The following is a 25,962-nucleotide window of genomic DNA, read 5'->3' as shown; positions in this document are numbered from 1 at the left end:
CCTCTGGTCAGAAGACCAAAAGTAAATAGACAAAACGCATTTTCAGGAAACATCAGGAGATATCATCGTTATTTACCCACCAAAAAAGAGAGGTATTCCCTGACACCAAAAGATGTATAGCATCAGAAAGGATAGATAAATAACGGCTTGTTCCTTCACCTTATCCGAAATGGCACAGCGTAGCAATTTGCTGTAATAAAATATTCGATATATTTATCATCATAACGATCACTGCCGTGCAGGGCATAAGCTTCCCTTAATTCACTGACAGTTCGTGTCATCTTTTACGCATTTCTGCGCTATTTTTCTAAAACAATATCACCGACAAAAGTGGGGATTTGCGTTATACTCGCTGCCTTTTTCGGCACACTGCCGTCATTTAGCTGGCGTTTTCCAGCGTGTTAACACTTTTGAGGATACCAACATGCAACTTCCACACTGCCCGAAATGCAATTCTGAATACACCTATGAAGACAATGGCATGTTCGTTTGCCCGGAATGCGCCCATGAATGGAACGATGCGGAGCCTGCGCAGGACAGCGATACGCTGATTGTGAAAGACGCGAACGGCAACCTGCTGTCAGACGGCGACAGCGTTACCGTTGTGAAAGATCTGAAGGTAAAAGGCAGTTCTTCCATGCTGAAGATTGGTACCAAAGTGAAAAACATCCGTCTTGTTGAAGGCGATCATAATATCGATTGCAAAATTGACGGCTTCGGTCCGATGAAACTGAAATCTGAGTTCGTGAAAAAGAACTGATTGACCCGCCCGGTGACGCTTCGCTTACCGGGCGTTCGGGAACTACACTTAACGGGCTTTTCTTACGTGAGGTAAAGATTATGCCGTTAAGTCCCTACATCTCTTTCGCCGGCAACTGTGCGGAGGCCACCGCCTTCTATCAGCAGGCCGTCGGCGCAGAACTCCTCTACAAAATCACCTTCGGCGAAATGCCTAAAGACGAAAACAGCGAAGAAGGCTGTCCGTCCGGCATGAACTTCCCGGATACCGCCATCGCCCATTCTAACGTCCGCATCGCGGGCAGCGACATTATGATGAGCGACGGGATACCGCCTGGCAGCAGCGCGCAATACGCGGGTTTCACACTGGTGCTCGACACCCAGGATGTGTCGGAAGGCAAGCGCTGGTTCGACAACCTCGCCGATGGCGGCAATATTGAAATGGCCTGGCAGGAGACCTTCTGGGCGCACGGATTCGGCACTGTGACCGACAAATACGGCGTGCCGTGGATGATTAACGTCGTTAAATCGTAGGCTGGATAAGCGCAGCGCATCCGGCAACAGCGTCCGGTGTCGCTGCGCTGACCGGGCCTACGGTGATTGTCATCAAATCCCCCTCAACTCTTCAAACTCCCGCAACCAACACTTAACCTGAATGTCATATTGATGCGCCAGCATGAGGCCACATTTATCGTGAGGCCCAGCACATGCAAACTGTCATTCGCGTCGAGAAACTGAGCAAAACCTTCCATCACAACAAGGCGCTGCATGCCGTTGATCTGACCGTCCAGCAGGGCGAAATGGTGGCGCTGCTGGGGCCATCCGGTTCAGGAAAATCCACCCTTCTTCGTCACTTAAGTGGCCTCATTACCTGTGACAAAACGCCGGAAAGCCGCGTCGAGCTGCTGGGTAACACCGTGCAACATGCGGGGCGTCTGGCGAGCGATATTCGCAAAAGCCGCGCGCAGACGGGCTATATCTTTCAGCAGTTCAACCTGGTGAACCGCCTGACGGTGCTCGAGAACGTGCTGATTGGCGCGCTCGGCAGCACCCCGTTCTGGCGCACCTGCCTGCGCTGGTTCTCCCCTTCCCAGAAACAAGAAGCCTTACAGGCGCTGACCCGCGTCGGCATGGCGCATTTTGCCCACCAGCGCGTCTCAACGCTCTCCGGCGGACAGCAGCAGCGCGTCGCCATCGCCCGCGCCCTGATGCAGAAAGCCAAAATCATTCTGGCCGATGAGCCTATCGCCTCGCTGGATCCGGAATCGGCCCGCATCGTGATGGAAACCCTGCGCGACATCAACCAGAACGACGGCATCACCGTGGTGGTGACGCTGCATCAGGTGGATTACGCCCTGCGCTACTGCGAGCGCATCGTCGCCCTGCGTCAGGGCCACGTGTTCTTCGATGGCGCCAGCCATCAGTTTGATAACGAACGTTTTGATCATCTCTACCGCAGCGTAAACCGCGTCGAAGAACGCGCGCAGGCTGCTTAACGCCCCGATAACGAGGAATGGAAATGAACTACAAAGCCGTTGCCGCGCTGGCCTTCACCAGCATGTTCAGCATCAGCACCCTGTTAAGCCCGGCCTGGGCAGAGGAACAGGAAAAAGCGTTGAACTTTGGCATCATTTCAACGGAATCACAGCAAAACCTGAAGCCGCAGTGGGAACCGTTCCTGAAAGATATGGAAACCAAACTGGGGATCAAAGTGAACGCCTTCTTCGCCCCGGACTACGCGGGCATTATCCAGGGAATGCGCTTCAACAAAGTCGACATCGCGTGGTACGGCAACCTCTCTGCCATGGAAGCGGTAGATCGCGCCAACGGCCAGGTCTTTGCCCAGACCGTTGCAGCAGACGGCTCCCCGGGCTACTGGAGCGTGCTGATCGTTAACAAAGACAGCCCGATCAACAACCTCAACGATATGCTCGCCAAACGCAAAGAGCTGACCTTTGGTAACGGCGACCCGAATTCTACGTCCGGCTTCCTCGTCCCGGGTTACTACGTCTTCGCGAAAAACAACATCTCCGCCAGCGACTTCAAGCGCACGGTTAACGCCAGCCACGAAACCAACGCCCTGGCCGTAGCGAACAAGCAGGTAGACGTTGCCACCAACAACACTGAAAACCTCGACAAGCTGAAGACCTCCGCGCCGGACAAGCTGAAAGCGCTGAAGGTGATCTGGAAATCGCCATTGATCCCGGGCGACCCGATCGTGTGGCGTAAAAACCTCTCCGAAAGCACCAAAGACAAGGTCTACGACTTCTTTATGAACTACGGCAAAACGCCGGAAGAGAAAGCGGTGCTGGCGCACCTGGGCTGGGCACCGTTCCGCGCGTCCAGCGATTTGCAGCTGGTGCCGATTCGCCAGCTGGCGCTGTTTAAACAGATGCAGGGCGTGAAGGACAACAAAGGTCTGAAGGAAGAAGAGAAGACCAGCAAAGTGTCGGAAATTCAGGCGCAGCTGGACGATCTCGACCGCCTGACCGCCGCGCTCGGCGCGATGACCAGCGTGAATAAAGCGGTGCAGTAACTCAAGTCCCCTCTCCCTTGAGGGAGAGGGTTAGGGTGAGGGGGAAAGGCGCACGCTGATGCCCTCACCCCGGCCCTCTCCCACAGGGAGAGGGAGAACAGATTAAGGAGCCAACATGCAAACCATCACCCTCCCGCCGCCAAAGCGCAGCTGGTTCTCGCTCATAAGCTGGGCCGTTCTGCTGGCGGTGCTCGTTATCTCCTGGAAGGGCGCGGAGATGGATCCGCTGCTGCTCTTCAGGGACTCGGGCAACATGGCGACCTTCGCCGCCGACTTCTTCCCGCCGGACTTCAGCCAGTGGCAGGACTACCTCAGTGAAATGGCCACCACCCTGCAAATCGCCGTTTGGGGCACCGCCCTCGCCGTGATCCTCTCCATTCCGTTTGGCCTGATGAGCGCCGAAAACATCGTGCCGTGGTGGATCAACCAGCCGATGCGTCGCCTGATGGATGCCTGCCGCGCCATCAACGAAATGGTCTTTGCGATGCTGTTCGTGGTCGCCGTCGGCCTGGGTCCGTTCGCTGGCGTGATGGCGCTGTTCATCCACACCACCGGCGTACTCTCCAAGCTGCTCTCCGAAGCGGTTGAAGCCATCGAGCCCGGCCCGGTGGAAGGCATCCGCGCAACCGGCGCGAACAAAATCGAAGAGATCCTCTACGGCGTCCTGCCGCAGGTCATGCCGCTGCTCATCTCCTATTCGCTATACCGCTTCGAGTCCAACGTTCGCTCCGCCACCGTGGTCGGCATGGTGGGCGCAGGCGGTATTGGCGTCACCCTGTGGGAAGCGATTCGCGGTTTCCAGTTCCAGCAAACCTGCGCATTGATGGTGCTTATCATCGTCACCGTCAGCCTGCTGGATTTCCTCTCTCAACGCTTGCGTAAGCACTTCATCTGAGAAGCGAGGCTTTGATTGGTATGCACTTATCCAGACATCCGACCAGTTACCCTACCCGCTGGCAAGAGATTGCGGCAAAGCTCGAAGTGGAGCTGCGCACGCACTATCGGTGCGGCGACTACCTGCCTGCCGAGCAGCAGCTTGCCGACCGCTACGAAGTGAATCGCCACACCCTGCGTCGCGCCATCGATCAGCTGGTGGAGCGCGGCTGGGTCCAGCGTCGTCAGGGCGTCGGCGTGCTGGTGCTGATGCGCCCGTTTGACTACCCGCTCAATGCTCAGGCGCGTTTTAGCCAGAACCTGCTCGATCAGGGCAGCCACCCCACCAGCGAAAAGCTGCTGTCTGTCCTGCGCCCGGCCTCCCGCCACGTAGCGGACGCGCTGGGGATTCAGGAGGGCGACAACGTCGTTCACCTGCGCACGTTGCGCCGGGTGAACGGCGTGGCGGTCTGTCAGATCGACCACTACTTCGCGGACCTCTCCCTCTGGCCCGTGCTGCAACATTTCGCCAGCGGTTCCCTGCATGATTTTCTTCAGGAGGCGACGGGTATCGCGCTCAAACGCACCCAGACGCGCATCAGCGCCCGCCGCGCGCAGGCTAAAGAGAGCAAGGTGCTGGAGATCCCCAACATGGCCCCGCTGCTCTGCGTGCGCACCCTCAACCACCGTGACGGCGACGTCAACGCAACGGAATACTCCGTCAGCCTGACCCGCGCCGACATGATTGAATTTACCATGGAGCACTGAATGCACTTCGACACCTCCACTCGTCAGCGCTGGATGCGCGTGCTGGCCCACAGCCAGCCTGCTGCGCTGGCTGCCCGCATGAACGCGCTCGGCCTGACGCCGGACTACGACACGATCCGCGCGCCGGAGATCGGCCTGGTGCAGATCCAGGCACGCATGGGCGGCACCGGCGAGCGCTTCTTCGCCGGCGATGCCACCCTCACCCGCGCGGTGATCCGCCTGAGCAGCGGCACGCTGGGCTACGGCTACGTACTTGGGCGCGACAAAACACACGCCGAGCGCTGCGCCGTGATCGACGCGCTTTTACAGGAACAGCCGCATTTTCAGACCTTAATGGAAACCCTTATTGCCCCGCTGGAAGCTGACCGCGCCGCACGCCTTGCCGCGCGTCAGGCCGAAGTGAATACCAGCCGGGTCGACTTCTTTACGCTCGTTCGCGGAGACAACGCATGACGCTTCAACCTGCCTTTACCCTGGCCGTCCAGGATGCCCAACAGAGTTTCCGTCGCCTGCTGAAAGCCATGAGCGAGCCCGGCGTGATCGTCTCGCTGCACCAGCTTTCGCAGGGCTGGCTGCCGCTGAATCTCGCCTCTACCAGCGTGCTGCTGACGCTGGCGGACAACGACACGCCGGTATGGCTGTCAGGGGCATTGCTGAACGATATCGCCAGCCAGAACCTGCGCTTTCATACCAACGCGCCGCTGGTCGAGCAGCCCCAGCAGGCGGTCTTCGCCGTGGCAGACGAGCAAATCAGCCACGAGCAGCTTAACGCCCTGAGCGAAGGCAGCGCCGTCGCCCCGGAAACCAGCGCCACGCTGATTTTGCAGGTCTCCAGCCTGAGCGGTGGTCGCATGCTTCGCCTGACGGGTGCAGGCATCGCCGACGAGCGGATGGTCGCCCCCCAGCTGCCGGAGTGCATCATTCATGAGCTGACCGAGCGCCCGCATCCGTTCCCGCTCGGCATTGACCTGCTCCTGACCTGCGGCGAGCGCCTGCTGGCGATCCCGCGAACTACCCACGTGGAGGTGTGCTGATGTACGTTGCCGTCAAAGGGGGCGAGAAGGCGATCGCCGCCGCCCATGCCTTGCAGGCGCACAGACGCCGGGGGGATGACGCTCTTCCCGAGCTGAGCGTCGCCCAGATTGAACAGCAGTTAAATTTGGCCGTCGACCGCGTGATGACCGAAGGCGGCATCGCGGACCGTGAGCTGGCGGCGCTGGCGCTGAAACAGGCCAGCGGCGATAACGTGGAAGCCATCTTCCTGCTGCGCGCTTACCGCACTACGCTGGCGAAGCTGGCGGTGAGCGAGCCGGTAAATACGGCGGAAATGCGTTTAGAGCGCCGTATTTCTGCGGTGTATAAAGATATTCCTGGCGGCCAGCTGCTTGGCCCCACCTACGACTACACCCATCGTCTGATGGACTTCGCTCTGCTGGCGAACGGTGAAACACCGCAGCTCAGCGCCTCTGACGCTGAACAAGACGCCTCCCCGCACGTCTTTAGCCTGCTGGCAAACCAGGGGCTGGCGAAGGCGGAAGAAGACACCGGCAGCACACCGGATGACATCACCCGCACGCCGCCGGTCTATCCCTGTTCGCGCTCGTCCCGTCTGCAACAGCTGATGCGCGGCGACGAAGGCTATCTGCTGGCGCTGGCCTACTCCACGCAGCGTGGCTACGGGCGCAACCACCCGTTCGCGGCAGAGATCCGCAGCGGCTATCTCGATGTCGAAATTGTGCCAGAAGAGCTGGGGTTTGCGGTGAACATCGGTGAACTGCTGATGACCGAGTGCGAAATGGTCAACGGTTTTGTCGCGCCAGAAAATGAAGATCCACACTTTACCCGCGGCTACGGGCTGGTGTATGGCCTGAGCGAGCGCAAGGCGATGGCGATGGCGCTGGTTGACCGTGCGCTCCAGGCGCCGGACTACGGCGAGCATATTGCAGGCCCGGCACAGGACGAAGAGTTCGTGCTGGCCCACGCGGATAACGTTGAGGCCGCGGGCTTTGTCTCGCACCTCAAGCTGCCGCACTACGTCGATTTCCAGGCCGAACTGGAACTGCTGAAACGCCTGCAACGGGAGCGCGCCAATGGCTAACTTAAGCGGCTACAACTTTGCCTATCTGGACGAGCAAACTAAACGCATGATCCGCCGCGCCATCCTTAAGGCTGTGGCGATCCCCGGCTACCAGGTGCCGTTCGGCGGCCGCGAAATGCCGATGCCCTACGGCTGGGGCACCGGCGGTATTCAAATCACCGCCAGCGTGATTGGCGAAGCGGACGTGCTGAAGGTCATCGACCAGGGGGCAGACGACACCACCAACGCCGTGTCGATCCGCAACTTCTTCAGGCGCGTAACGGGCGTCAACACCACTGAAAAAACCGAAGACGCGACGCTGATCCAGACCCGTCACCGCATTCCGGAGACCCCGCTGACTGAAGATCAGATTTTGATTTTCCAGGTGCCGATCCCGGAGCCGCTGCGCTTTATCGAGCCGCGGGAAACCGAAACCCGCACCATGCACGCCCTGGAAGAGTACGGGATCATGCAGGTCAAACTGTATGAGGACATCGCCCGCTTCGGCCATATCGCCACCACCTACGCCTACCCGGTGAAGGTGAACGGCCGCTACGTGATGGACCCGTCGCCGATCCCGAAATTCGATAACCCGAAGATGGACATGATGCCCGCCCTGCAACTTTTTGGTGCCGGACGTGAAAAACGCATCTACGCCGTACCGCCGTTTACCCGCGTAGAGAGCCTGGATTTCGACGATCACCCGTTTACGGTGCAGGAGTGGGACGAGCCGTGCGCCATCTGCGGATCCAAACACAGCTATCTGGATGAAGTGGTGCTGGACGACACGGGCAAACGGATGTTTGTCTGCTCCGACACCGATTACTGCCGCCAACAGAGCGAGGCGAACAGCCAATGAAACCGCTGCTTTCGGTTAACAACCTGACTCACCTTTATGCGCCGGGCAAAGGCTTTAGCGACGTGTCGTTTGAGCTGTGGCCGGGCGAAGTGCTGGGCATTGTCGGCGAGTCCGGCTCCGGTAAAACCACCCTGCTGAAGTCCATCTCCGCGCGCCTGACGCCGCAGAATGGCGACATTTTGTATGAGGGCGTGTCGCTGTACGGCATGAGCGAAGCCGAGCGCCGCCGCCTGCTGCGCACCGAGTGGGGCGTGGTGCATCAGCACCCGATGGACGGCCTGCGCCGTCAGGTGTCAGCGGGGGGCAACATCGGCGAACGGCTGATGGCCACCGGCGCACGCCACTACGGCAATATCCGCGCCACGGCGCAGCACTGGCTGGAGGAAGTTGAAATCCCCGCCTCGCGCATCGACGACTTGCCGACCACCTTCTCCGGCGGCATGCAGCAGCGTTTACAGATTGCCCGCAATCTCGTCACCCATCCGAAGCTGGTGTTTATGGACGAACCGACCGGCGGGCTGGACGTATCCGTGCAGGCTCGCCTGCTCGACCTGCTGCGCGGCCTGGTGGTGGAGCTGAACCTGGCGGTGGTGATTGTCACCCATGATTTAGGCGTCGCGCGCCTGCTGGCGGACCGTCTTCTGGTGATGAAGCAGGGTCAGGTGGTGGAAAGTGGGTTAACCGACCGGGTGCTCGACGATCCGCATCATCCGTATACCCAGCTGCTGGTGTCGTCGGTGTTGCAGAACTGAGGGCGCTGTTGCTGGGTGGCGCTGCGCTTACCCGGCCTACGAACAGCGCACCCGTAGGCCGGGTAAGGCGAAGCCACCACCCGGCAAAACGAACACCGCACCCGTAGGCCGGGTAAGGCGAAGCCACCACCCGGCAAAACGAACACCGCACCCGTAGGCCGGGTAAGGCGAAGCCACCACCCGGCAAAACGAACACCGCACCCGTAGGCCGGGTAAGGCGAAGCCGCCACCCGGCAAAACGAACACCGCACCCGTAGGCCGGGTAAGGCGAAGCCGCCACCCGGCAAAACGAATCGCGAGGCAAAAATGATCCACGTTGAAAATGTCAGTAAAACCTTTGTGCTCCACCAGCAAAACGGTGTCCGCCTGCCGGTACTGCAAAATGCCTCATTAGAGGTCAGCAACGGCGAATGCGTGGTGCTGCATGGCCATTCCGGCAGCGGAAAATCCACCCTGCTGCGCTCCCTGTATGCCAACTACCTGCCGGACGAAGGCCATATTCATATCCGCCATAACAATGAATGGGTCGATCTGGTCCAGGCTCCCGCGCGCAAGGTGCTGGAAGTACGCCGCTCGACGATCGGTTGGGTCAGTCAGTTCCTGCGGGTGATCCCGCGGATCTCCGCCCTGGACTTGGTCATGCAGCCCCTGCTGGATCTCGGCGTGCCGCGCGAAACCTGCGCCGCTAAAGCCGCCAGCCTGCTGACGCGTCTCAACGTACCGGAGCGTCTGTGGCACCTCGCCCCGTCGACCTTTTCCGGCGGCGAACAGCAGCGCGTGAACATCGCCCGCGGCTTTATCGTCGATTACCCGATTTTACTCCTGGATGAACCCACCGCCTCGCTCGACAGTAAAAACAGCGCAGCGGTGATGGAACTGATCGAACAGGCCAAAGCGCGCGGCGCGGCGATCGTCGGGATCTTCCACGACGACGCCGTACGCCATCGCGTGGCGGACAGACTGCACCCGATGGGGACAAACGTATGATTATCAATAACGTCAGGCTGGTACTGGAAAATGAAGTCGTGAACGGCTCGGTTGAGGTCCGGGACGGTGTCATCCGCGCCTTTGCTGAAACCCAGAGCCGCTCACCGGACGCGATGGATGGCGAAGGCGGTTGGCTGCTGCCGGGGCTGATTGAGCTGCATACCGATAATCTTGATAAATTTTTCACGCCCCGCCCGAAGGTCGACTGGCCCGCGCATTCAGCGATGAGCAGCCACGACGCGCTGATGGTCGCCAGCGGCATCACCACGGTGCTGGACGCGGTGGCGATCGGCGACGTGCGCGACGGCGGCGATCGGCTGGAGAACCTGGAGAAGATGATCAACGCCGTGGAGGAGACGCAAAAGCGCGGCCTCAACCGCGCCGAGCACCGCCTGCACCTGCGCTGCGAGCTGCCGCACCACACTACCCTGCCGCTGTTTGAAAAGCTGGTGGGCCGCGAGCCGGTCTCGCTGGTTTCCCTGATGGATCACTCGCCGGGGCAGCGCCAGTTCGCCAACATTGAAAAGTATCGCGAATACTATCAGGGCAAATACGCGCTCAATGATGCCGAGATGGCGCGCTATGAAGAAGAGCAGCTCCAGCTTGCGGCGCGGTGGTCGCAGCCGAATCGTCTCTCCATTGCCGCGATGTGCCGTGACCGTAATATTGCCCTGGCCAGCCATGATGATGCCACGCACGACCATGTTCGCGAATCCCACCAGCTTGGGAGCGTGATCGCCGAATTTCCCACCACGTTCGAGGCGGCAGAGGCATCGCGTAAGCATGGCATGAACGTGCTAATGGGTGCGCCGAACATCGTGCGCGGCGGGTCGCACTCCGGAAACGTGGCGGCAAGCAAGCTCGCCTCCCTCGGCCTGCTGGATATCCTCTCATCTGACTATTACCCCGCCAGCCTGCTGGACGCGGCCTTCCGCGTCGCGGACGACGAAGGCAATAGCTTCACGCTGCCGCAGGCGATTCGCCTGGTGACGAAAAACCCGGCCTCGGCGCTTAATCTTCACGATCGCGGGGAAATTGCCGAGGGGAAACGGGCCGATCTGGTGCTGGCGCACCGTAAGGGCGAGCACATTCATATCGACCACGTCTGGCGTCAGGGAAAAAGGGTATTCTGATGGGAAGACTCATCTGGTTAATGGGCCCGTCCGGCTCCGGGAAGGACAGCCTGCTGTCGGCGTTACGGCAGCGGGAACACTCACAGCTGCTGGTGGCGCACCGCTATATCACGCGCGATGCCAACGCCGGAAGCGAAAACCATATCGCCCTGAGCGAGCAGGAGTTTTTTACCCGCGCCGGACAAAACCTGCTGGCGCTAAGCTGGCATGCCAACGGTTACTACTATGGCGTCGGCATTGAGATCGACCTCTGGCTGCACGCGGGGTTCGACGTGCTGGTTAACGGCTCACGGGCGCATCTCCCGCAGGCTCGCGCCCGGTACGAAGCGGCGCTGCTCCCGGTCTGTTTGCAGGTTTCCCCGGAGGTTCTGCGTAGCCGGCTGCAAAAGCGGGGACGCGAAAACGCACGCGAGATCGACCAGCGGCTGGAACGGGCGGCGCGCTACACCCCGTCGGGTTGCCATCTCCTCAATAACGACGGAAGTTTGCTACAGTCAGTCGAGACCTTTCTATCGCTTATTCGCCAGAAGGAGAAACAGCATGCCTGACTGCCAGCTTCGCCCCGCCACCGCCGACGATGCGCCGATCGTTTACGCTCTGATCTGCGAACTTAAGCAGGCCGAGTTCGATCATCAGGCGTTTCACGCCGGGTATCTGGCCAACTTGCAGGATCACAATATGCGCTACCAGCTGGCCGAGCTGGACGGGAAGATCATCGGGATGATCGGCCTGCACATGCAGTTTCACCTGCACCACGCCCGCTGGATCGGCGAGATCCAGGAGCTGGTGGTGATGCCGCAGGCGCGCGGATTGAAAGTGGGCAGCCAGCTGCTGGCCTGGGCAGAGGAGATCGCACGCCAGGCAGGCGCCGAGCTGACCGAGCTTTCCACCAGCGTGAAGCGCGTGGACGCGCACCGTTTTTATGTACGTGAAGGGTATACGCAAAGCCATTTCCGCTTCACCAAACCGCTGTAGAGGTGCGTTATGAGTCTGACGATCACGCTGACAGGAACGGGAGGGGCGCAGCTGGTGCCGGTGTTTGGCTGCGACTGCGCGGCGTGCCGACGGGCGCGTTTGCAGGAAAACCATCGCCGTCGCCCCTGTAGCGCGGCGGTGAAATTCAACGATGCGGTCACCTTGCTGGACGCAGGTATTCCACACCTGATGGACGACTGGCCCGCAGGGAGTTTCAGGCAGTTTTTGCTTACCCACTATCATATGGATCACGTTCAGGGGCTGTTTCCTCTGCGCTGGGGCGTGGGGGCGACCATTCCGGTTTACGGTCCGCCGGACGACGCAGGCTGTGACGACCTGTTCAAACATCCGGGCCTTCTCGATTTCAGCCACACGGTAGAGCCGTTTGTAACGTTTGAACTTCAGGGCTTGCGGGTCACGCCGCTGCCGCTCAACCATTCAAAACTCACATTTGGCTATCTGCTGGAGTCCGCCCACAGCCGCGTGGCGTGGCTTTCTGATACCGCCGGGCTACCGGATAAAACGGTGACGTTTCTGCTAAATAATCAGCCGCAGGCGATGATTATTGACTGTAGCCATGAACCGCGCCAGGAGACGCCGCGCAACCACTGTGATTTGAATACGGTGATTGCGCTGAACGAGGTGATTGGCTGTCCGCAGGTGATCCTGACGCATATCAGCCATCAGTTTGACGTCTGGATGATGGATAACCCGCTGCCGTCCGGCATTGAAGCGGGGTATGACGGGATGGTACTGGTGCTGGATTAGGTTTTGCCGGGTGGCGGCTGCGCCTTACCCGGCCTACGCGTTGCGATACCGGGGTTTACCACCGATCGTAATCATCCTCTAACCGGCGCTCATCCTCCTCTAACCGACGCCGGTCGTCATCCAGCTGCCGCTGACGCTCGTCTAAGCGCTGGCGTCGGTCTTCTAACTGCCGGCGACGATCGTCGTACTGGCGGCTGTCGGTTTGACGGCTGCGATCGTAACGATCGTCGTCATCGTCATTACGGCTGCTGCCGGGGTTATAGGCGTCGTTGATCGCCTGCTGAATATTGCCAATAGCATCATCAATCACATCGGCATGCGCCAGTTGGCTGGTTAAAGTCAGCAGACCCAATAACAGAGCGGTAGAGTAACGTTTCATAAGGCCAGACTCGCAGGTGAACTGGCCTTAAAGTAATGACTGGCTGTTAGCGGGAGTAGCGGAGGAATCTCAAATTACCATCACCTTGCGCAGCGCCTGCGCCAGCTGTGCGCGGGTGAACGGTTTTCGCAGTAACGGAACGTCCGGCAGCTGCGGGTTATGCGCCGGGCGCAAATCCTGCCCGCTGATCAGCAGAACCGGCAACTGCGGATAGTGGCTGCGTACATGGCCGATCACCTCCGCACCGCTCAGGCCGCCCGGCAACATCAGGTCGCTGATAAACATGCCGATATCCGGTGATGCGTCCAGCATGTTCAACGCCTGCTCGCCGTTTTCGGCTTCAAGCGTCAGGTAGCCAAGCTGGTGCAGTTGCTCGCACAGGGTCTGCCGCACGCCCGCCTCATCTTCCAGGACCAGCACAAGCAGCTCACTTTCTGCCGGGGCCGTGGTCGCCAGCGCGGCATCATCGGAGAACGCGGGCAGCGTCGAGCGCGGCAGCTGGAGCCGCACGGTGGTTCCCTGCCCCGGCGCGCTTTCGATCTCAACGCGACCACCCGACTGGCGCACAAAGCCGTACACCATCGACAGCCCTAACCCGCTGCCGCTGCCGGTCTGTTTGGTGGTGAAGAACGGTTCAAAGACCTGCGATTTCACCTCCTGCGACATCCCGCAGCCGTGGTCAATCACCTCCAGCGCGACCATGTCCTGCCTGCGCCCGTCGCTGCGGGTCACACGCTGGTTCCAGGTGCGAATTTTAATCACACCGTTTTGCCCCTCCATTGCATCACGGGCGTTCATCACCAGGTTGATAATGGCGTTTTCCAGCTGGCTGACGTCAATCCATGCGGGCCACGCCGGGGTTTGCGCTTCAATATCCAGCGTCAGCGTGGCGGGAAGCGAGTGCCGCATCAGCTCGCTCAGGTTCTCCAGCAGCGGCTTCATCTCTACCGCATGTGGATGCAGGGATTGCTTGCGCGAGAAGGCCAGCAGACGCTGGGTGAGCATGGCTCCGCGTTCCGCGGCTTTAAGCGCACGGGTGATGCGCGGCGCGTCCGGTGATGCCGAATCGGTCAGCTCCAGACTGCCGATAATCACCGCCAGCAGGTTATTAAAATCATGCGCCAGGCCACCCGTCAGTTGCCCGACCGCCTTCATTTTCTGGCTGTGCAGCAGCGCCTCCTCCAGCCCCTGACGTTCGATGCGGTCAACCTCCATCTGTGAGGTCTTCTCCTTCAGCAGCCGCGTGGTGTGCTCCAGCGAAGCGGTATTGCGGGCGAAAACGTTAAACGCGCGCGCCAGTTCCCCCAGCTCATCACGCCGCTGTAGCGCGGGCACCGACACATCCTGCTCCCCGTGAGCGAGACGCGACATCGCCCTTGAGATAGCCGTCAGGTTGGAGCCCAGATTGCGGTAAATATACCAGCAGGCACAGCCGGTGATGATCAGCGCCAGCACCGCGAAGATGCTGATAAACACGCTGATGGATTGCAGCTCGTGATGGCTCTGGGCCGTGCGAAGCCGGGAAGCCTGCGCCACCTGTTCAACGTACTGATTAATGTCGCTATTTAATATCGCCACCAGCGCCTTGATGTGGAACATGTACCAGCTGATGGACAGTTCGCTCTCCTCCAGCTGCGTCGACAGTGGTGCGAGCTTGCGCAGCTCATCATTAAAATCCGGGAGCACCAGGTTGGCCACCGGTTGCAGGGCGCTCGCGGATAACCCCGCGGTTACTGCATCCAGCTGCTGCACCGTGGCGCGCGGTGAAGGGGTATCAATGGCGGCAACGATCAGCCTGTCCATCTCTGCAAGCTGTCGGGCGTCTGGCACATTGCTCGCGTAACGGCGGTTGATATCCTGCAAATGACGCAGGTAGCTTTGGCTTTGATAGAGCGAGCTGAGCAGCGCGTTACGCTCCAGATGCCGCTTTTGCCCGCGCTCCAGCATTCCCGTCACGCTCTGCTGTAATTCATTACTCCTGCGAATAATTCGCGCCACCAGCGCCGGCTCCTGCTGCGCCAGCGGCGCATCGGCAAGTTGATCCAGCGAGTGGCGCAGCGCCATCTGCGTCTGTTTCAGCCGCTCGGCTTCGCCTTTGTACTCCAGCGCACCGACCACCTGCGACAGCCGCACCGCCGCCGTTGCCACATTTGCGGTATCACGGGCGAGGTTCATGCTGCCGGTCATGTCATCCAGCGTTTGCTGTTGGACCTGCTCCTGGATCTGGCTGGCGTGACGAAAGCCGAGCACCGCCACACCGCTGACCATCAGCGTGACGGCGACCACCAGCAGATTAAAAATCAGCAGGCGTCCGCGGGCGCTGGTGAAGAACGGGGGGCGTGAAGACATGGGTTTGGGCTCCTCTGCGGATTGGTGCCTTCACCCTGGCCCTCTCCCACAGGGAAAGGGAAAAGGAAAAGGAAAATGTGATGGCGATTAGCTATTCATAACTATGACAAATATGAACAGCTTCTGACATTTTGCATTTACGCGCCTGTGATGAAGTGCAGATATCGACATTCACAGGAGATCCGCCATGAGCAGAACCCCGGTTTTAGAGATGCGCCACATTGCCAAAACCTTTGGCAATTTCCACGCGCTCAAGGGCGTGGATTTGACGGTTTTCCCCGGTGAGATCCACGCGCTGATGGGGGAAAACGGCGCCGGAAAAAGCACGCTGATGAAGATCCTCGCAGGTGCCTATACCGCCAGCAGCGGCGACATCCTCATCGACGGTAAGCCGTTTCACATCAAAGGTCCGAAAGATGCGCTGGCCGCAGGCATTACCCTGATTTATCAGGAGATGCAGCTTGCTCCTAACCTGACCGTGGCAGAAAACATTTTTCTCGGCAGCGAGCTGTCGCGCGGCGGGCTGGTCCAGCGCAAAGAGATGGCTGCCCAGGCGCAGGCGGTCATTGACCGTCTGGGCGCGCAGTTCAGCGCCACCGACCTGGTCATGAAGCTGACGATCGCCGAGCAGCAGCAGGTGGAGATCGCCCGCGCCCTGCACCGCAACAGCCGCATTCTGGTGATGGACGAACCTACCGCCGCCCTCTCCTCACGCGAAACCCACCGTCTGTTCGAACTGATTTTGCGCCTGCGCGATGAAGGCATGGCGATTATTTACATCAGCCACCGGATGGCGGAAGTGTATGAACTCTCGGACCGCGTCAGCGTGCTGCGCGACGGGCAATACGTCGGCAGCCTGACGCGCGACAGGCTCAACGCCTCCGAGCTGGTGCGCATGATGGTGGGCCGTCCGCTCAGCGATCTGTTTAACAAAGAGCGCGATATTCCCCTCGGCAGCCCGCGTCTTAACGTCCACCACCTCACCGACGGCAAAAAAGTGCAGCCCAGTAGTTTGCAGGTGCGCTCCGGTGAAATCGTCGGACTGGCGGGGCTGGTCGGGGCCGGGCGTTCCGAGCTGGCGCAGCTGATCTTCGGCGTGCGCAAAGCCACCGGCGGCATGATTGAGGTGGACGGCGAACCGGTGGTGATCCACTCCCCGCGCGCGGCCATTGAGAACGGCATCGGTTTTCTTACCGAGAACCGCAAGGAGCAAGGTCTGTTTCTGGAGCTGGCGGCGCAGGAGAACATCACTATGGCGACGCTGGAGCGCGACGCCACCTTCGGCTGGCTGAACCGCAAAAAAGCGCAGTCGATTTCCGATGACGCCATCGCCCTGCTCAATATCCGCGTGCCCCATTCACAGGTGCGCGCGGGCGGGCTCTCCGGCGGCAACCAGCAAAAACTGCTGATCTCCCGCTGGGTGGCGATAGGCCCGCGCATTCTGATTCTGGACGAGCCCACGCGCGGCGTGGACGTCGGCGCAAAAAGCGAGATCTACCGCATCATGAACCAGATGGCGCGCAAAGGCGTTGCGATACTGATGATCTCCAGCGAGCTGCCGGAAGTAGTAGGGATGAGCGACCGGGTGTACGTGATGCGGGAAGGCAGCATTGCGGGTGAACTGCACGGGCGCGACATCTCTCAGGAAAACATCATGACGCTGGCAACCGGCGTAAACGACACACATCATCAGGCGGTGTAATTATGACAACTCCAACCCATCCGCAGCAGGTGACGAAATCCGCCTCCGCCAAAAAAATGCTGATGAGCGATCTGATGCAAACGATCGGCATTTTGCCGATTTTAATCCTGATTGTGGCGGTATTTGGCTTTATCGCCCCGAACTTTTTCACCGAGAGTAATCTGCTCAACATTACCCGGCAGGCGTCGATCAACATTGTGCTGGCGGCCGGGATGACCTTCATCATCCTGACCGGCGGGATTGACCTCTCCGTGGGCTCGATTCTGGGCACCACGGCAGTGGCGGCGATGGTGGTCTCGCTTATCCCTGAATTTGCGATGCTCTCCATTCCGGCGGCGCTGATGCTCGGTATGGTGCTGGGGCTGTTCAACGGTGCGCTGGTGGCCTTCGCCGGACTTCCGCCGTTTATCGTCACGCTCGGCACCTATACGGCGCTGCGCGGCGCGGCCTACCTGTTGGCGGACGGCACGACGGTTATTAACTCCAACATTAACTTCGAGTGGATCGGCAATAACTACCTCGGCCCGATTCCGTGGCTGGTGGTGATCGCCCTGGCGGTGATTGTGGTGTGCTGGTTCATCCTGCGCCGCACCACCCTCGGCGTTCACATCTATGCGGTTGGTGGCAACATGCAGGCGGCACGCTTAACCGGCATTAAGGTCTGGCTGGTGCTGCTGTTTGTCTACGGCATGAGTGGCCTGCTCTCGGGCTTAGGCGGCGTGATGAGCGCTTCACGTCTCTACAGCGCCAACGGCAACCTCGGCACGGGGTACGAGCTGGATGCGATTGCGGCGGTGATCCTCGGCGGCACCAGCTTCGTCGGCGGGATCGGCACGATCACCGGCACCCTGGTGGGCGCGCTGATCATCGCCACCCTCAACAACGGCATGACGCTGATGGGCGTCTCCTATTTCTGGCAGCTGGTGATCAAAGGGGCGGTGATCATCATAGCGGTGCTGATCGACAAATACCGTACCCGACACCATCAAAGTGCATAACAACAATACCCTACGTGAGGAATACAGCATGAGATTGAAGCCCTTAGTGACCGCGCTCTGTGCTGGCGCGCTGCTGGCCGCAACCCCGTTTGCGCAGGCAAAAGATCTGAAATCCATCGGCGTGACGGTGGGTGACCTGGCTAACCCGTTCTTCGTGCAGATCACCAAAGGTGCCGAGCTGGAAGCGCGCAAGCTGGCGGGGGACAACGTCAAGGTGACGCTGGTCTCCAGCGGGTACGATCTGGGCCAGCAGGTGTCGCAGATCGATAACTTCATTGCGGCGAAAGTAGACATGATCATCCTCAATGCCGCGGATTCCAAAGGGATCGGCCCCGCGGTAAAACGCGCTAAAGAGGCGGGGATCGTGGTCGTGGCGGTGGACGTGGCGGCGGAAGGGGCCGATGCGACCATCACCTCCGATAACACTCAGGCGGGAGAAATGGCCTGTAAGTACATTACCGACCGCCTGAAAGGTAAAGGCAACGTGGTGATCATCAACGGACCGCCGGTTTCTGCGGTACAAAACCGCGTGGAGGGCTGCCAGACCGAGTTCAGGCGCCACCCGGATATCAAAGTGCTCTCGGATAATCAGAACGCCAAAGGCAGCCGCGAAGGCGGCCTGGAGGTCATGACCTCCCTGCTGGCGGCCAATCCGAAGATCGACGGCGTATTCGCGATTAACGATCCGACCGCGATCGGCGCCGATCTGGCGGCTAAACAGGCTCAACGCAACGAATTCTTTATCGTTGGCGTGGATGGCAGCCCGGACGGTGAAGAAGCCCTGAAGCGCGAAAACTCGCTGTTTGTTGCTACCCCGGCGCAGGATCCGCAGGTGATGGCGGCGAAGGCGGTGGAGATCGGCTATGACATTCTTCAGGGCAAACCTGCGCCGAAAGAGCCTGTGCTGATCCCGGTGACGATGATCGATAAAAAGAACGTCGGCACGTATAAGGGGTGGACGGTTAAGTAAGCCCCTCACCCCGGCCCTCTCCCCAAAGGGGAGAGGGTGTTCAAGTTCCCTCTCCCCTTTGGGGAGAGGGTTAGGGTGAGGGAGCGGCAAAAAAAGTAAGGAGTCCACATGAAACGCTCCGACATCAATGAAATCCTCGGCCACACACGGCAGTTCTTCTCCATGCACGACGTGCATCTCCCCCCTTTTGCCAGCTTTCCGCCGACAAAATGGCAGCAGCTTGACCAGGCAGCATGGCAGGAGGTGTTTGACCTCAGGCTCGGCTGGGACGTGACGGCATTTGGTGGCAACAACTTCGCTGCACAGGGGTTAACGCTTTTCACCCTGCGCAACGGCTCCCCCAACGGCGTACCCTATGAAAAGTGCTATGCCGAAAAAATCATGCACGTCCGCGACGGCCAGGTGACGCCGATGCATTTTCACTGGCGCAAGCGGGAGGACATTATTAACCGCGGCGGCGGGAATCTGATTATTGAGTTATGGAATGCGGGCGCGCATGAAGAGACCGAAAACACCGACGTGACCGTCACGATAGACGGCTGTCGGCAGACGCACGCGCCCGGCAGCCAGCTGCGCCTCACGCCTGGGGAGAGCATCTGCCTGACGCCCGGCCTGTACCACAGTTTCTGGGGTGAACGCGGCTTTGGTGATGTGCTGGTGGGCGAAGTGTCGTCGGTCAATGACGATGAACACGACAACCACTTTTTACAGCCCATTGACCGCTACAACACCATTGAAGAAGACGAACCGGCGGTGCTGGTGCTGTGCAACGAGTACAACCTGTTTCGGATATAAGGAGTGAATGATGCCATTGATTTCTCTTGCCGACGGTCTGGCCCACGCCAGGGAACACCGCTACGCCCTGGGCGCGTTCAACGTGCTCGACTCCCATTTTCTGCGCGCGCTGTTTGCCGCCGCGAAGCAGGAACGCTCGCCGTTTATCATCAACATCGCCGAAGTGCATTTTAAGTACGTGTCTCTGGAGTCGCTGGTGGAAGCGGTGAAATTCGAAGCTGCCCGCCACGATATTCCCGTGGTGCTTAACCTCGACCACGGACTGCATTTTGAGGCGGTGGTGCGCGCCCTGCGTTTAGGGTTCAGTTCGGTGATGTTCGACGGCTCCACGCTGAGCTATGAGGAAAATATCCGCCAGACCCGGGAAGTGGTGAAGATGTGCCACGCGGTGGGCGTCTCGGTAGAGGCGGAGCTGGGCGCGGTAGGCGGGGATGAAGGTGGCGCGCTGTACGGTCATGCGGATGAAGCCTTCTTTACCGACCCGCAACTGGCGCGCGAATTTGTTGATTCAACCGGCATCGATGCGCTGGCGGTTGCCATTGGCAACGCGCACGGCAAATACAAGGGCGAGCCGAAGCTTGATTTTCCGCGTCTGGACGCCATTCGCCAGCAGACGGGCCTGCCGCTGGTTTTACACGGTGGCTCTGGCATAAGCGACACTGATTTCCGCCGCGCCATTGAACTCGGTATTCATAAAATCAATTTCTATACCGGCATGTCGCAGGCCGCACTTGCCGCCGTTGAGCAACGCATGGCGAACCGCCAATCGCTTTACGATGAGTTTGCCGAGCTGCTGCTGGGCATTGAAGAGGCCATTACCGATACGGTTGCGGAACAGATGCGCATCTTCGGCAGTGCGGGGCAGGCCTAATGGAACGCAAAGGGATCGTCGCCGCAGGCAATATGCTGGTGGATCACGTCCACCAGATCGTACAGTGGCCGGAGCGCGGCTGGCTGGCAGAAATCACCCACAGCGAACGCTCAACCGGCGGTGCGCCACTCAACGTTCTGCTGACGCTGGCGAAAATGCACGTCGGCCTGCCGTTACAGGCGGTGGGGCTGATTGGGGAAGACAGCGACGGAGACTATATTCTGGCGATGCTCGACCAGTATCACGTCAATCGCCAGCGCGTGCAGCGCACGACGTTCTCCCCAACGTCGATGTCGCAGGTGATGACCGACCCCAGCGGACAGCGCACCTTTTTCCACTCGCCGGGCGCCAACCGCCTGCTGGATCTTCCCGCCTTCGATCGTTTAGACGGATCGCTGAAGATCTTCCATCTCGGCTATCTGCTGCTGCTCGACAGCCTGGATATGCCGGACGAGGAATTTGGCACCCGCAGCGCGCGGTTACTGGCACAGATGCACGATCAGGGGTATGAAACCTCGCTCGATCTGGTGTCCCGCAAGGGCGACCCGCGCTATCAGCCGCTGGTGCTCCCTGCCCTGCGCCATCTTGATTATCTGGTGATTAACGAGCTGGAAGCCGGTGAGTTTAGCGGGCTTGAGATCCGCGACGGCCATGATGCGCTGAACATGGCCCATATCGCCGACGCTGCCGCACAGCTGCTGGCGGCAGGCGTGCGACAGCGGGTGGTGATCCACTGTCCGGAAGGGGCATGGGGTGAAGCGCCGGGTGAAAAAGGGCAATGGGTTCCGTCGTGGAAGCTGACGCAGGACGAGATTATCGGCAGCGTCGGCGCGGGCGACGCGTTTTGCGCGGGCTTTTTATACGGCTGCCATGAATCCCTGCCGCTGACGGAGAGTATTTATCTGGCGCACGCCTGCGCGCGGGCCAGCCTGCTGGCGGCTAATGCAATTGACGGCGCGAAAACGCTGGCCGAGCTTCAGACGTTTATTCAGGAGAACGGTCAGGCGGCTTTCTCATGATGGGAAACGTCCGTGGCAAAAACATAGCCCAGACCGCGAATGGTTTTGATCAGCAGAGGCTGGTGCGGATTGACCTCAATTTTTCGCCGCAGCCGCATGATCAGCACGTCGATAGTGCGGTCAAAGACCTCAGCGCTTTCGCTGTGGGTCAGTTCAAGCAGCTGTTCACGGCTCAGTACCCGGCGGGCGTTTTGCGTTAATGCCAGCAGCAGGCCATATTCGCCCTGGGTTAACGGCACGGTATTACGCTGCGGATCGCTCAGCTCGCAGCGGGTGGTGTCCAGCGTCCAGCCGTTAAAAGCAATACCCTCAACGCGCGGCGCGGCAGGCTCCGCGGCCAGCGCGCCGGTACGACGCAGCACCGCCTTAACGCGGGCGACCACCACGCGCGGATTGAACGGTTTTCCGATGTAATCATCAGCGCCCATTTCCAGCCCGACGACCACATCTGATTCACTTCCCAGCCCCGTCAGCATCACCACCGGTAGCGACGGTCGCCGCTTTTGCATCTGCAGCAAAACCTGTAATCCGTTGATATCCGGCAGCATCATGTCCAGCAGAACCAGCGCAATGCCGGAGTCCTGCTGGACACGGTTCACCGCTTCCTGACCGGTGTGACACGTCAACACGGTAAAGACGTGCTCGCTGAGCACATCCTGTAGCAGTTCGCAGACTGCGACATCATCATCAACCACCAGAATCGCCGGTTTCATCGCATGCTTCCGTCAGGGAATTATGTTAAGTCTGAACCATTCTGCCGCCGGCTCCAGCCGAATTGTTTTTTACGTGACGGAAATTCAATCCATGTCACATCCCCTGCCCTTTCGACACGTCAATTTTGACGATTGGCTGTTTTTCGTCAGGGTTTTGCCCCGCAAAGGGTCGTAAAGTCAGGAAATACCCATAGTAAAAACATGGCATAGAAGCTGCATATTGGGCAGGTAAGAACTGTTTAACTGGAGCAAAGTGATGAAAAAAGTCGTCACGGTTTGCCCTTATTGTGCCTCAGGTTGCAAGATCCACCTGGTGGTCGATAACGGCAAAATCGTCCGGGCGGAAGCGGCGCAGGGTAAAACCAATCAGGGCACGCTGTGCCTGAAAGGGTACTACGGCTGGGATTTTATTAACGATACCCAAATCCTCACCCCGCGCCTGAAAACCCCTATGATCCGCCGCGAGCGCGGCGGCAAGCTGGAAGCCGTCTCCTGGAATGAAGCGCTGGATTATGTTGCCACGCGCCTTAGCGCCATCAAGGCCAAGTATGGCCCGGATGCGATTCAGACCACCGGCTCCTCACGCGGAACCGGGAATGAAACCAACTATGTGATGCAAAAATTCGCGCGCGCCGTTATTGGTACCAATAACGTCGACTGCTGCGCTCGCGTCTGACACGGCCCATCGGTTGCAGGTCTGCACCAGTCGGTCGGTAACGGCGCAATGAGTAATGCCATCAACGAGATAGATAACACCGATCTGGTGTTCATCTTCGGCTATAACCCGGCGGATTCTCACCCTATCGTCGCGAATCACGTGATTCGCGCCAAACAGAACGGGGCGAAAATCATCGTCTGCGATCCGCGCAAAATTGAAACCGCGCGCATTGCCGATATGCACATCGCACTGAAAAACGGCTCAAACATCGCGCTGTTGAATGCGATGGGGCACGTCATTATTGAGGAGAACCTCTACGACCAGGCGTTTGTCGCGAGCCGTACGGAAGGGTTTGAAGAGTATCGCAAGATTGTCGAAGGCTATACGCCGGAGTCCGTAGAGGCGATAACCGGCGTCAGCGCACAGGAGATCCGCCAGGCGGCGCGGATGTACGCCGGAGCGAAAACCGCCGCCATTCTGTGGGGTATGGGCGTGACCCAGTTCTACCAGGGCGTGGAAACCGTGCGCTCGCTCACCAGCCTCGCCATGTTGACCGGCAATCTGGGTAAAGCGCATGTGGGCGTGAACCCGGTACGTGGTCAGAATAACGTGCAGGGCGCGTGCGACATGGGCGCGCTGCCGGACACCTATCCGGGCTACCAGTACGTCAAATTCCCGGAAAATCGCGAGAAATTCGCGAAGGCCTGGGGCGTGGAGAGCCTGCCTGAGCACACGGGGTATCGCATCAGCGAGCTGCCGCACCGCGCGGCGCACGGTGAAGTGCGTGCGGCCTACATCATGGGTGAAGATCCGCTCCAGACCGACGCCGAGTTGTCTGCGGTGCGTAAAGGGTTTGAGGATCTGGAGCTGGTGATTGTTCAGGATATCTTTATGACCAAAACCGCGGCGGCGGCGGATGTGATTTTACCGTCGACCTCCTGGGGCGAGCATGAAGGTGTCTATACGGCGGCAGACCGCGGCTTCCAGCGCTTCTTCAAGGCTGTCGAGCCGAAGTGGGATCTGAAAACGGACTGGCAGATCATCAGCGAAATCGCCACCCGCATGGGCTACCCGATGCACTACAACAACACCCAGGAGATCTGGGACGAGTTGCGGCATCTGTGCCCGGACTTTTATGGGGCAACCTATGAAAAAATGGGTGAGCTAGGCTACATCCAGTGGCCGTGCCGGGATGAGTCAGAGGCGGATCAGGGAACGTCGTACCTCTTTAAAGAAAAATTCGACACCCCGAACGGGCTGGCGCAATTCTTCACCTGCGACTGGGTCGCGCCGATCGATAAACTCACCGACGAGTATCCGATGGTGCTCTCCACCGTGCGTGAAGTGGGCCATTACTCCTGCCGTTCCATGACCGGCAACTGCGCCGCGCTGGCGGCGCTGGCGGATGAACCGGGCTACGCGCAGATCAACACCGCCGATGCCGAACGGCTCGGTATTGAAGATGAAGCGCTGGTGTGGGTGAACTCGCGTAAAGGCCGCATCATTACCCGCGCGCAGGTCAGCGACCGTCCGAACAAAGGCGCGGTCTATATGACCTACCAGTGGTGGATTGGCGCCTGTAACGAGCTCGTGACGGAGAACTTAAGCCCGATAACCAAAACGCCGGAGTATAAATACTGCGACGTAAACGTGGAGCCCATAGCGGATCAGCGCGCAGCGGAACAGTACGTGATCGACGAATATAACAAGCTGAAAGCCCGCCTGCGTGAAAGCGCAATGGGATGAAGCTGTTAATTAATCGCTGACTAAATGGGGTGAGATATTCACCCCATTATTATTTCTGGCATCGCTATTAATAATATCAATATATTTCTCTGAAGACGTCTCGCAGAAAAATGTAATTTGCGCGAAAATTAATTACATCTTTGCATTTTAATTCAGAGGGATAAGATATACGGCGGGTGCTTAAGACTTTCTGTCTTGAGCATTGTTGAGGGACAGAAAGTGGAAAGCCCCGGGAAATTTGCATTTACCCGAGGCTACCCCTCAACCCCAACAAGTTGAGAGTAGCCTCTTATTCTTTTTTTCACAAGGAGTAAAAGGCATGACGCCATTAAAAACTGCGTTAGGCATCGTTTTTATTATTTGCCTGACGATAGTGATCTTTACCTTTATTACTCGCGGTAAGTTATGTGAGTTTTCAATAAAGAGTGAACATCAGGAGGTGGCGGCGAAATTAGCCTGTAACGCAGGCTAACCTCTTCGGGTGGAACGCGTGTTCCGCCCGGCTTGTGGGATGCTGAGGTCTTAACGCACCCGTTTTTTTCTTCTGTCACCGCGATTATACTGCGCGGCATGTACCCCGATGATAAGAATCCATGAAAGCCATTTTTCTGTTGTTGTTATTTTTAACCGCCTTTGCCCGTGCCGATGAGATAGGCAGCCAGTATCGAAAACAGGCGGAAGCCGGTGATGCGCGCGCCCAGTATTATCTTGCCGATACGTACTTCAGCTCCGGCGACAGCAAGCAGGCCGCGCTGTGGGCCGAGAAAGCGGCGAAAGGCGGCAATGTCGACGCCATGGCGCTGCTGTCGCAAATCCTCTTTACGCAGGGCGACTACGCACAGGCCAAAGCTCTGGCCCAACAGGCAAACATTGCGGGCAGCAAACGCGGCGCGATCATGCTGGCGCGGGTGCTGGTGAATACGCAGGCAGGCAAGACCGACTACCCGCAGGCCATTAAACTGCTGCAAACGGCGACCGAAGACATCGATAGTGACTCGGCGGTAGACGCGCAACAGCTGCTGGGGCTGATCTATGCCAACGGCGTTGAAGTCCCTCAGGATGACGTGCAGGCTGCGGCGTGGTTCAAGCGGAGTTCGGCTCTGTCCCGGACGGGTTATGCGGAGTACTGGGCAGGCATGCTGTTCAGGCAGGGTGAAAAAGGCTTTATCACACCGAATAAACAGAAAGCGCTTTACTGGTTAAACCTGAGCTGTACGGAAGGGTTTGATACCGGGTGTGAAGAGTTTGATGCGTTGAGCGGAGAGTAAATTATTGCCCGGTGGCGCTGCGCTTACC

28 protein-coding genes are annotated in these 25,962 nt (G+C 59.1%); 25 read left to right on the top strand and 3 right to left on the bottom strand.

The features are described 5' to 3' along the window. Window positions 1–424 precede the first annotated feature (424 nt). The 16 genes from L3069_RS01830 to phnP all read left to right on the top strand — a co-directional run bounded on the left by L3069_RS01830 (window position 425) and on the right by phnP (window position 12,466). Window positions 425–760 (top strand): zinc ribbon domain-containing protein YjdM, encoded by a 336-nt coding sequence (locus L3069_RS01830; RefSeq protein WP_022646789.1) that lies wholly within the window; start codon window positions 425–427, stop codon window positions 758–760. An 80-nt stretch (window positions 761–840) separates the two neighbouring features. Further along, window positions 841–1,272, top strand: a complete 432-nt coding sequence (gene yjdN, locus L3069_RS01825; protein WP_022646788.1) for a VOC family metalloprotein YjdN — start codon at window positions 841–843, stop codon at window positions 1,270–1,272. A gap of 173 nt (window positions 1,273–1,445) precedes the next feature. Further along, window positions 1,446–2,234 (top strand): phosphonate ABC transporter ATP-binding protein, encoded by a 789-nt coding sequence (gene phnC, locus L3069_RS01820; protein ID WP_003860210.1) that lies wholly within the window; start codon window positions 1,446–1,448, stop codon window positions 2,232–2,234. A 23-nt stretch (window positions 2,235–2,257) separates the two neighbouring features. Continuing rightward, window positions 2,258–3,274 (top strand): phosphonate ABC transporter substrate-binding protein, encoded by a 1,017-nt coding sequence (gene phnD / locus L3069_RS01815; RefSeq protein WP_022646786.1) that lies wholly within the window; start codon window positions 2,258–2,260, stop codon window positions 3,272–3,274. 115 nt (window positions 3,275–3,389) lie between these two features. Then, complete coding sequence (phnE, locus tag L3069_RS01810) at window positions 3,390–4,169, top strand: phosphonate ABC transporter, permease protein PhnE (protein WP_038415099.1); 780 nt, start codon at window positions 3,390–3,392, stop codon at window positions 4,167–4,169. Between the two features lie 20 nt (window positions 4,170–4,189). Further along, entirely contained in the window at window positions 4,190–4,915 is a 726-nt protein-coding gene (gene phnF / locus L3069_RS01805; RefSeq protein ID WP_022646784.1) for a phosphonate metabolism transcriptional regulator PhnF, read from the top strand. Next, window positions 4,916–5,368, top strand: coding sequence for a phosphonate C-P lyase system protein PhnG (gene phnG / locus L3069_RS01800; RefSeq protein WP_023299115.1), 453 nt, complete (start codon window positions 4,916–4,918; stop codon window positions 5,366–5,368). Next, entirely contained in the window at window positions 5,365–5,949 is a 585-nt protein-coding gene (gene phnH / locus L3069_RS01795) for a phosphonate C-P lyase system protein PhnH (protein ID WP_023305278.1), read from the top strand. Before phnG ends, phnH begins: the two co-directional genes overlap by 4 nt. Continuing rightward, window positions 5,949–7,013: a carbon-phosphorus lyase complex subunit PhnI gene (locus tag L3069_RS01790; protein WP_022646782.1), complete on the top strand. Its 1,065-nt coding sequence runs from the start codon at window positions 5,949–5,951 to the stop codon at window positions 7,011–7,013. The genes phnH and L3069_RS01790 overlap by 1 nt, the downstream gene beginning before the upstream one ends. Further along, entirely contained in the window at window positions 7,006–7,851 is an 846-nt protein-coding gene (gene phnJ, locus L3069_RS01785) for an alpha-D-ribose 1-methylphosphonate 5-phosphate C-P-lyase PhnJ (protein WP_023299113.1), read from the top strand. Before L3069_RS01790 ends, phnJ begins: the two co-directional genes overlap by 8 nt. Then, window positions 7,848–8,603 carry a phosphonate C-P lyase system protein PhnK gene (gene phnK, locus L3069_RS01780; protein ID WP_003860225.1) on the top strand — a complete coding sequence of 252 codons (756 nt, stop codon included), beginning with the start codon at window positions 7,848–7,850 and terminating at the stop codon, window positions 8,601–8,603. Before phnJ ends, phnK begins: the two co-directional genes overlap by 4 nt. Before the next feature lie 306 nt (window positions 8,604–8,909). Next, window positions 8,910–9,590, top strand: a complete 681-nt coding sequence (phnL, locus tag L3069_RS01775) for a phosphonate C-P lyase system protein PhnL (protein ID WP_038415096.1) — start codon at window positions 8,910–8,912, stop codon at window positions 9,588–9,590. Then, the gene (gene phnM / locus L3069_RS01770; RefSeq protein WP_038415093.1) at window positions 9,587–10,723 is read left to right on the top strand and encodes an alpha-D-ribose 1-methylphosphonate 5-triphosphate diphosphatase; all 1,137 of its coding nucleotides are present in this window, start codon (window positions 9,587–9,589) and stop codon (window positions 10,721–10,723) included. Before phnL ends, phnM begins: the two co-directional genes overlap by 4 nt. Further along, the gene (gene phnN / locus L3069_RS01765; protein ID WP_032621424.1) at window positions 10,720–11,271 is read left to right on the top strand and encodes a ribose 1,5-bisphosphokinase; all 552 of its coding nucleotides are present in this window, start codon (window positions 10,720–10,722) and stop codon (window positions 11,269–11,271) included. The genes phnM and phnN overlap by 4 nt, the downstream gene beginning before the upstream one ends. After that, window positions 11,264–11,698 (top strand): aminoalkylphosphonate N-acetyltransferase, encoded by a 435-nt coding sequence (gene phnO, locus L3069_RS01760; protein WP_022646777.1) that lies wholly within the window; start codon window positions 11,264–11,266, stop codon window positions 11,696–11,698. The genes phnN and phnO overlap by 8 nt, the downstream gene beginning before the upstream one ends. A 9-nt stretch (window positions 11,699–11,707) precedes the next feature. Next, complete coding sequence (gene phnP, locus L3069_RS01755; protein WP_032627052.1) at window positions 11,708–12,466, top strand: phosphonate metabolism protein PhnP; 759 nt, start codon at window positions 11,708–11,710, stop codon at window positions 12,464–12,466. A gap of 55 nt (window positions 12,467–12,521) precedes the next feature. Here the strand turns inward: phnP and yjdP are convergent, their stop codons facing one another. After that, window positions 12,522–12,845 (bottom strand): DDRRRQL repeat protein YjdP, encoded by a 324-nt coding sequence (gene yjdP, locus L3069_RS01750; protein WP_017382647.1) that lies wholly within the window; start codon window positions 12,843–12,845, stop codon window positions 12,522–12,524. Between the two features lie 69 nt (window positions 12,846–12,914). Further along, window positions 12,915–15,194: a hybrid sensor histidine kinase/response regulator gene (locus L3069_RS01745; protein ID WP_038415092.1), complete on the bottom strand. Its 2,280-nt coding sequence runs from the start codon at window positions 15,192–15,194 to the stop codon at window positions 12,915–12,917. A gap of 187 nt (window positions 15,195–15,381) precedes the next feature. Here L3069_RS01745 and L3069_RS01740 point away from each other — a divergent pair, with 187 nt between their 5' ends. From L3069_RS01740 to L3069_RS01715, 6 genes are all read left to right on the top strand, one after another. Beyond that, window positions 15,382–16,896, top strand: a complete 1,515-nt coding sequence (locus L3069_RS01740) for a sugar ABC transporter ATP-binding protein (protein WP_038415090.1) — start codon at window positions 15,382–15,384, stop codon at window positions 16,894–16,896. 2 nt (window positions 16,897–16,898) lie between these two features. Then, window positions 16,899–17,894 (top strand): ribose ABC transporter permease, encoded by a 996-nt coding sequence (locus L3069_RS01735; RefSeq protein WP_063136002.1) that lies wholly within the window; start codon window positions 16,899–16,901, stop codon window positions 17,892–17,894. Between the two features lie 28 nt (window positions 17,895–17,922). Further along, a complete protein-coding gene (locus L3069_RS01730; protein ID WP_003860240.1) occupies window positions 17,923–18,864 on the top strand; it encodes an ABC transporter substrate-binding protein in 942 nt (313 codons plus the stop codon). Between the two features lie 108 nt (window positions 18,865–18,972). Beyond that, on the top strand, window positions 18,973–19,659 hold the full coding sequence (locus L3069_RS01725) for a D-lyxose/D-mannose family sugar isomerase (protein ID WP_038415087.1): 687 nt from the start codon (window positions 18,973–18,975) through the stop codon (window positions 19,657–19,659). Between the two features lie 10 nt (window positions 19,660–19,669). Next, window positions 19,670–20,530, top strand: coding sequence for a ketose 1,6-bisphosphate aldolase (locus L3069_RS01720; RefSeq protein WP_022646771.1), 861 nt, complete (start codon window positions 19,670–19,672; stop codon window positions 20,528–20,530). Further along, window positions 20,530–21,549 (top strand): carbohydrate kinase family protein, encoded by a 1,020-nt coding sequence (locus tag L3069_RS01715; protein WP_023299104.1) that lies wholly within the window; start codon window positions 20,530–20,532, stop codon window positions 21,547–21,549. Before L3069_RS01720 ends, L3069_RS01715 begins: the two co-directional genes overlap by 1 nt. Here the strand turns inward: L3069_RS01715 and L3069_RS01710 are convergent. Then, window positions 21,531–22,262 carry a response regulator gene (locus L3069_RS01710; RefSeq protein WP_022646769.1) on the bottom strand — a complete coding sequence of 244 codons (732 nt, stop codon included), beginning with the start codon at window positions 22,260–22,262 and terminating at the stop codon, window positions 21,531–21,533. The genes L3069_RS01715 and L3069_RS01710 overlap by 19 nt on opposite strands. Before the next feature lie 256 nt (window positions 22,263–22,518). On the opposite strand from L3069_RS01710, the gene fdhF reads away from it, so the two are divergent. From fdhF to L3069_RS01695, 3 genes are all read left to right on the top strand, one after another. Beyond that, the gene (gene fdhF / locus L3069_RS01705) at window positions 22,519–24,666 is read left to right on the top strand and encodes a formate dehydrogenase subunit alpha (RefSeq protein ID WP_236901899.1); all 2,148 of its coding nucleotides are present in this window, start codon (window positions 22,519–22,521) and stop codon (window positions 24,664–24,666) included. Between the two features lie 319 nt (window positions 24,667–24,985). Further along, window positions 24,986–25,138 (top strand): Hok/Gef family protein, encoded by a 153-nt coding sequence (locus L3069_RS01700; RefSeq protein WP_023299102.1) that lies wholly within the window; start codon window positions 24,986–24,988, stop codon window positions 25,136–25,138. 121 nt (window positions 25,139–25,259) lie between these two features. Next, entirely contained in the window at window positions 25,260–25,934 is a 675-nt protein-coding gene (locus L3069_RS01695; protein WP_038415085.1) for a tetratricopeptide repeat protein, read from the top strand. The last annotated feature ends 28 nt before the right edge of the window (window positions 25,935–25,962 follow it).

Origin of the sequence: Enterobacter cloacae complex sp. ECL411 (genome assembly GCF_021869665.1) — a bacterium.
Taxonomy (GTDB): Bacteria; Pseudomonadota; Gammaproteobacteria; order Enterobacterales; family Enterobacteriaceae; genus Enterobacter; species Enterobacter intestinihominis.
The sequence above is the reverse complement of the archived record's forward strand: the minus strand, read 5'-3'. Positions and strand labels throughout refer to the sequence as shown.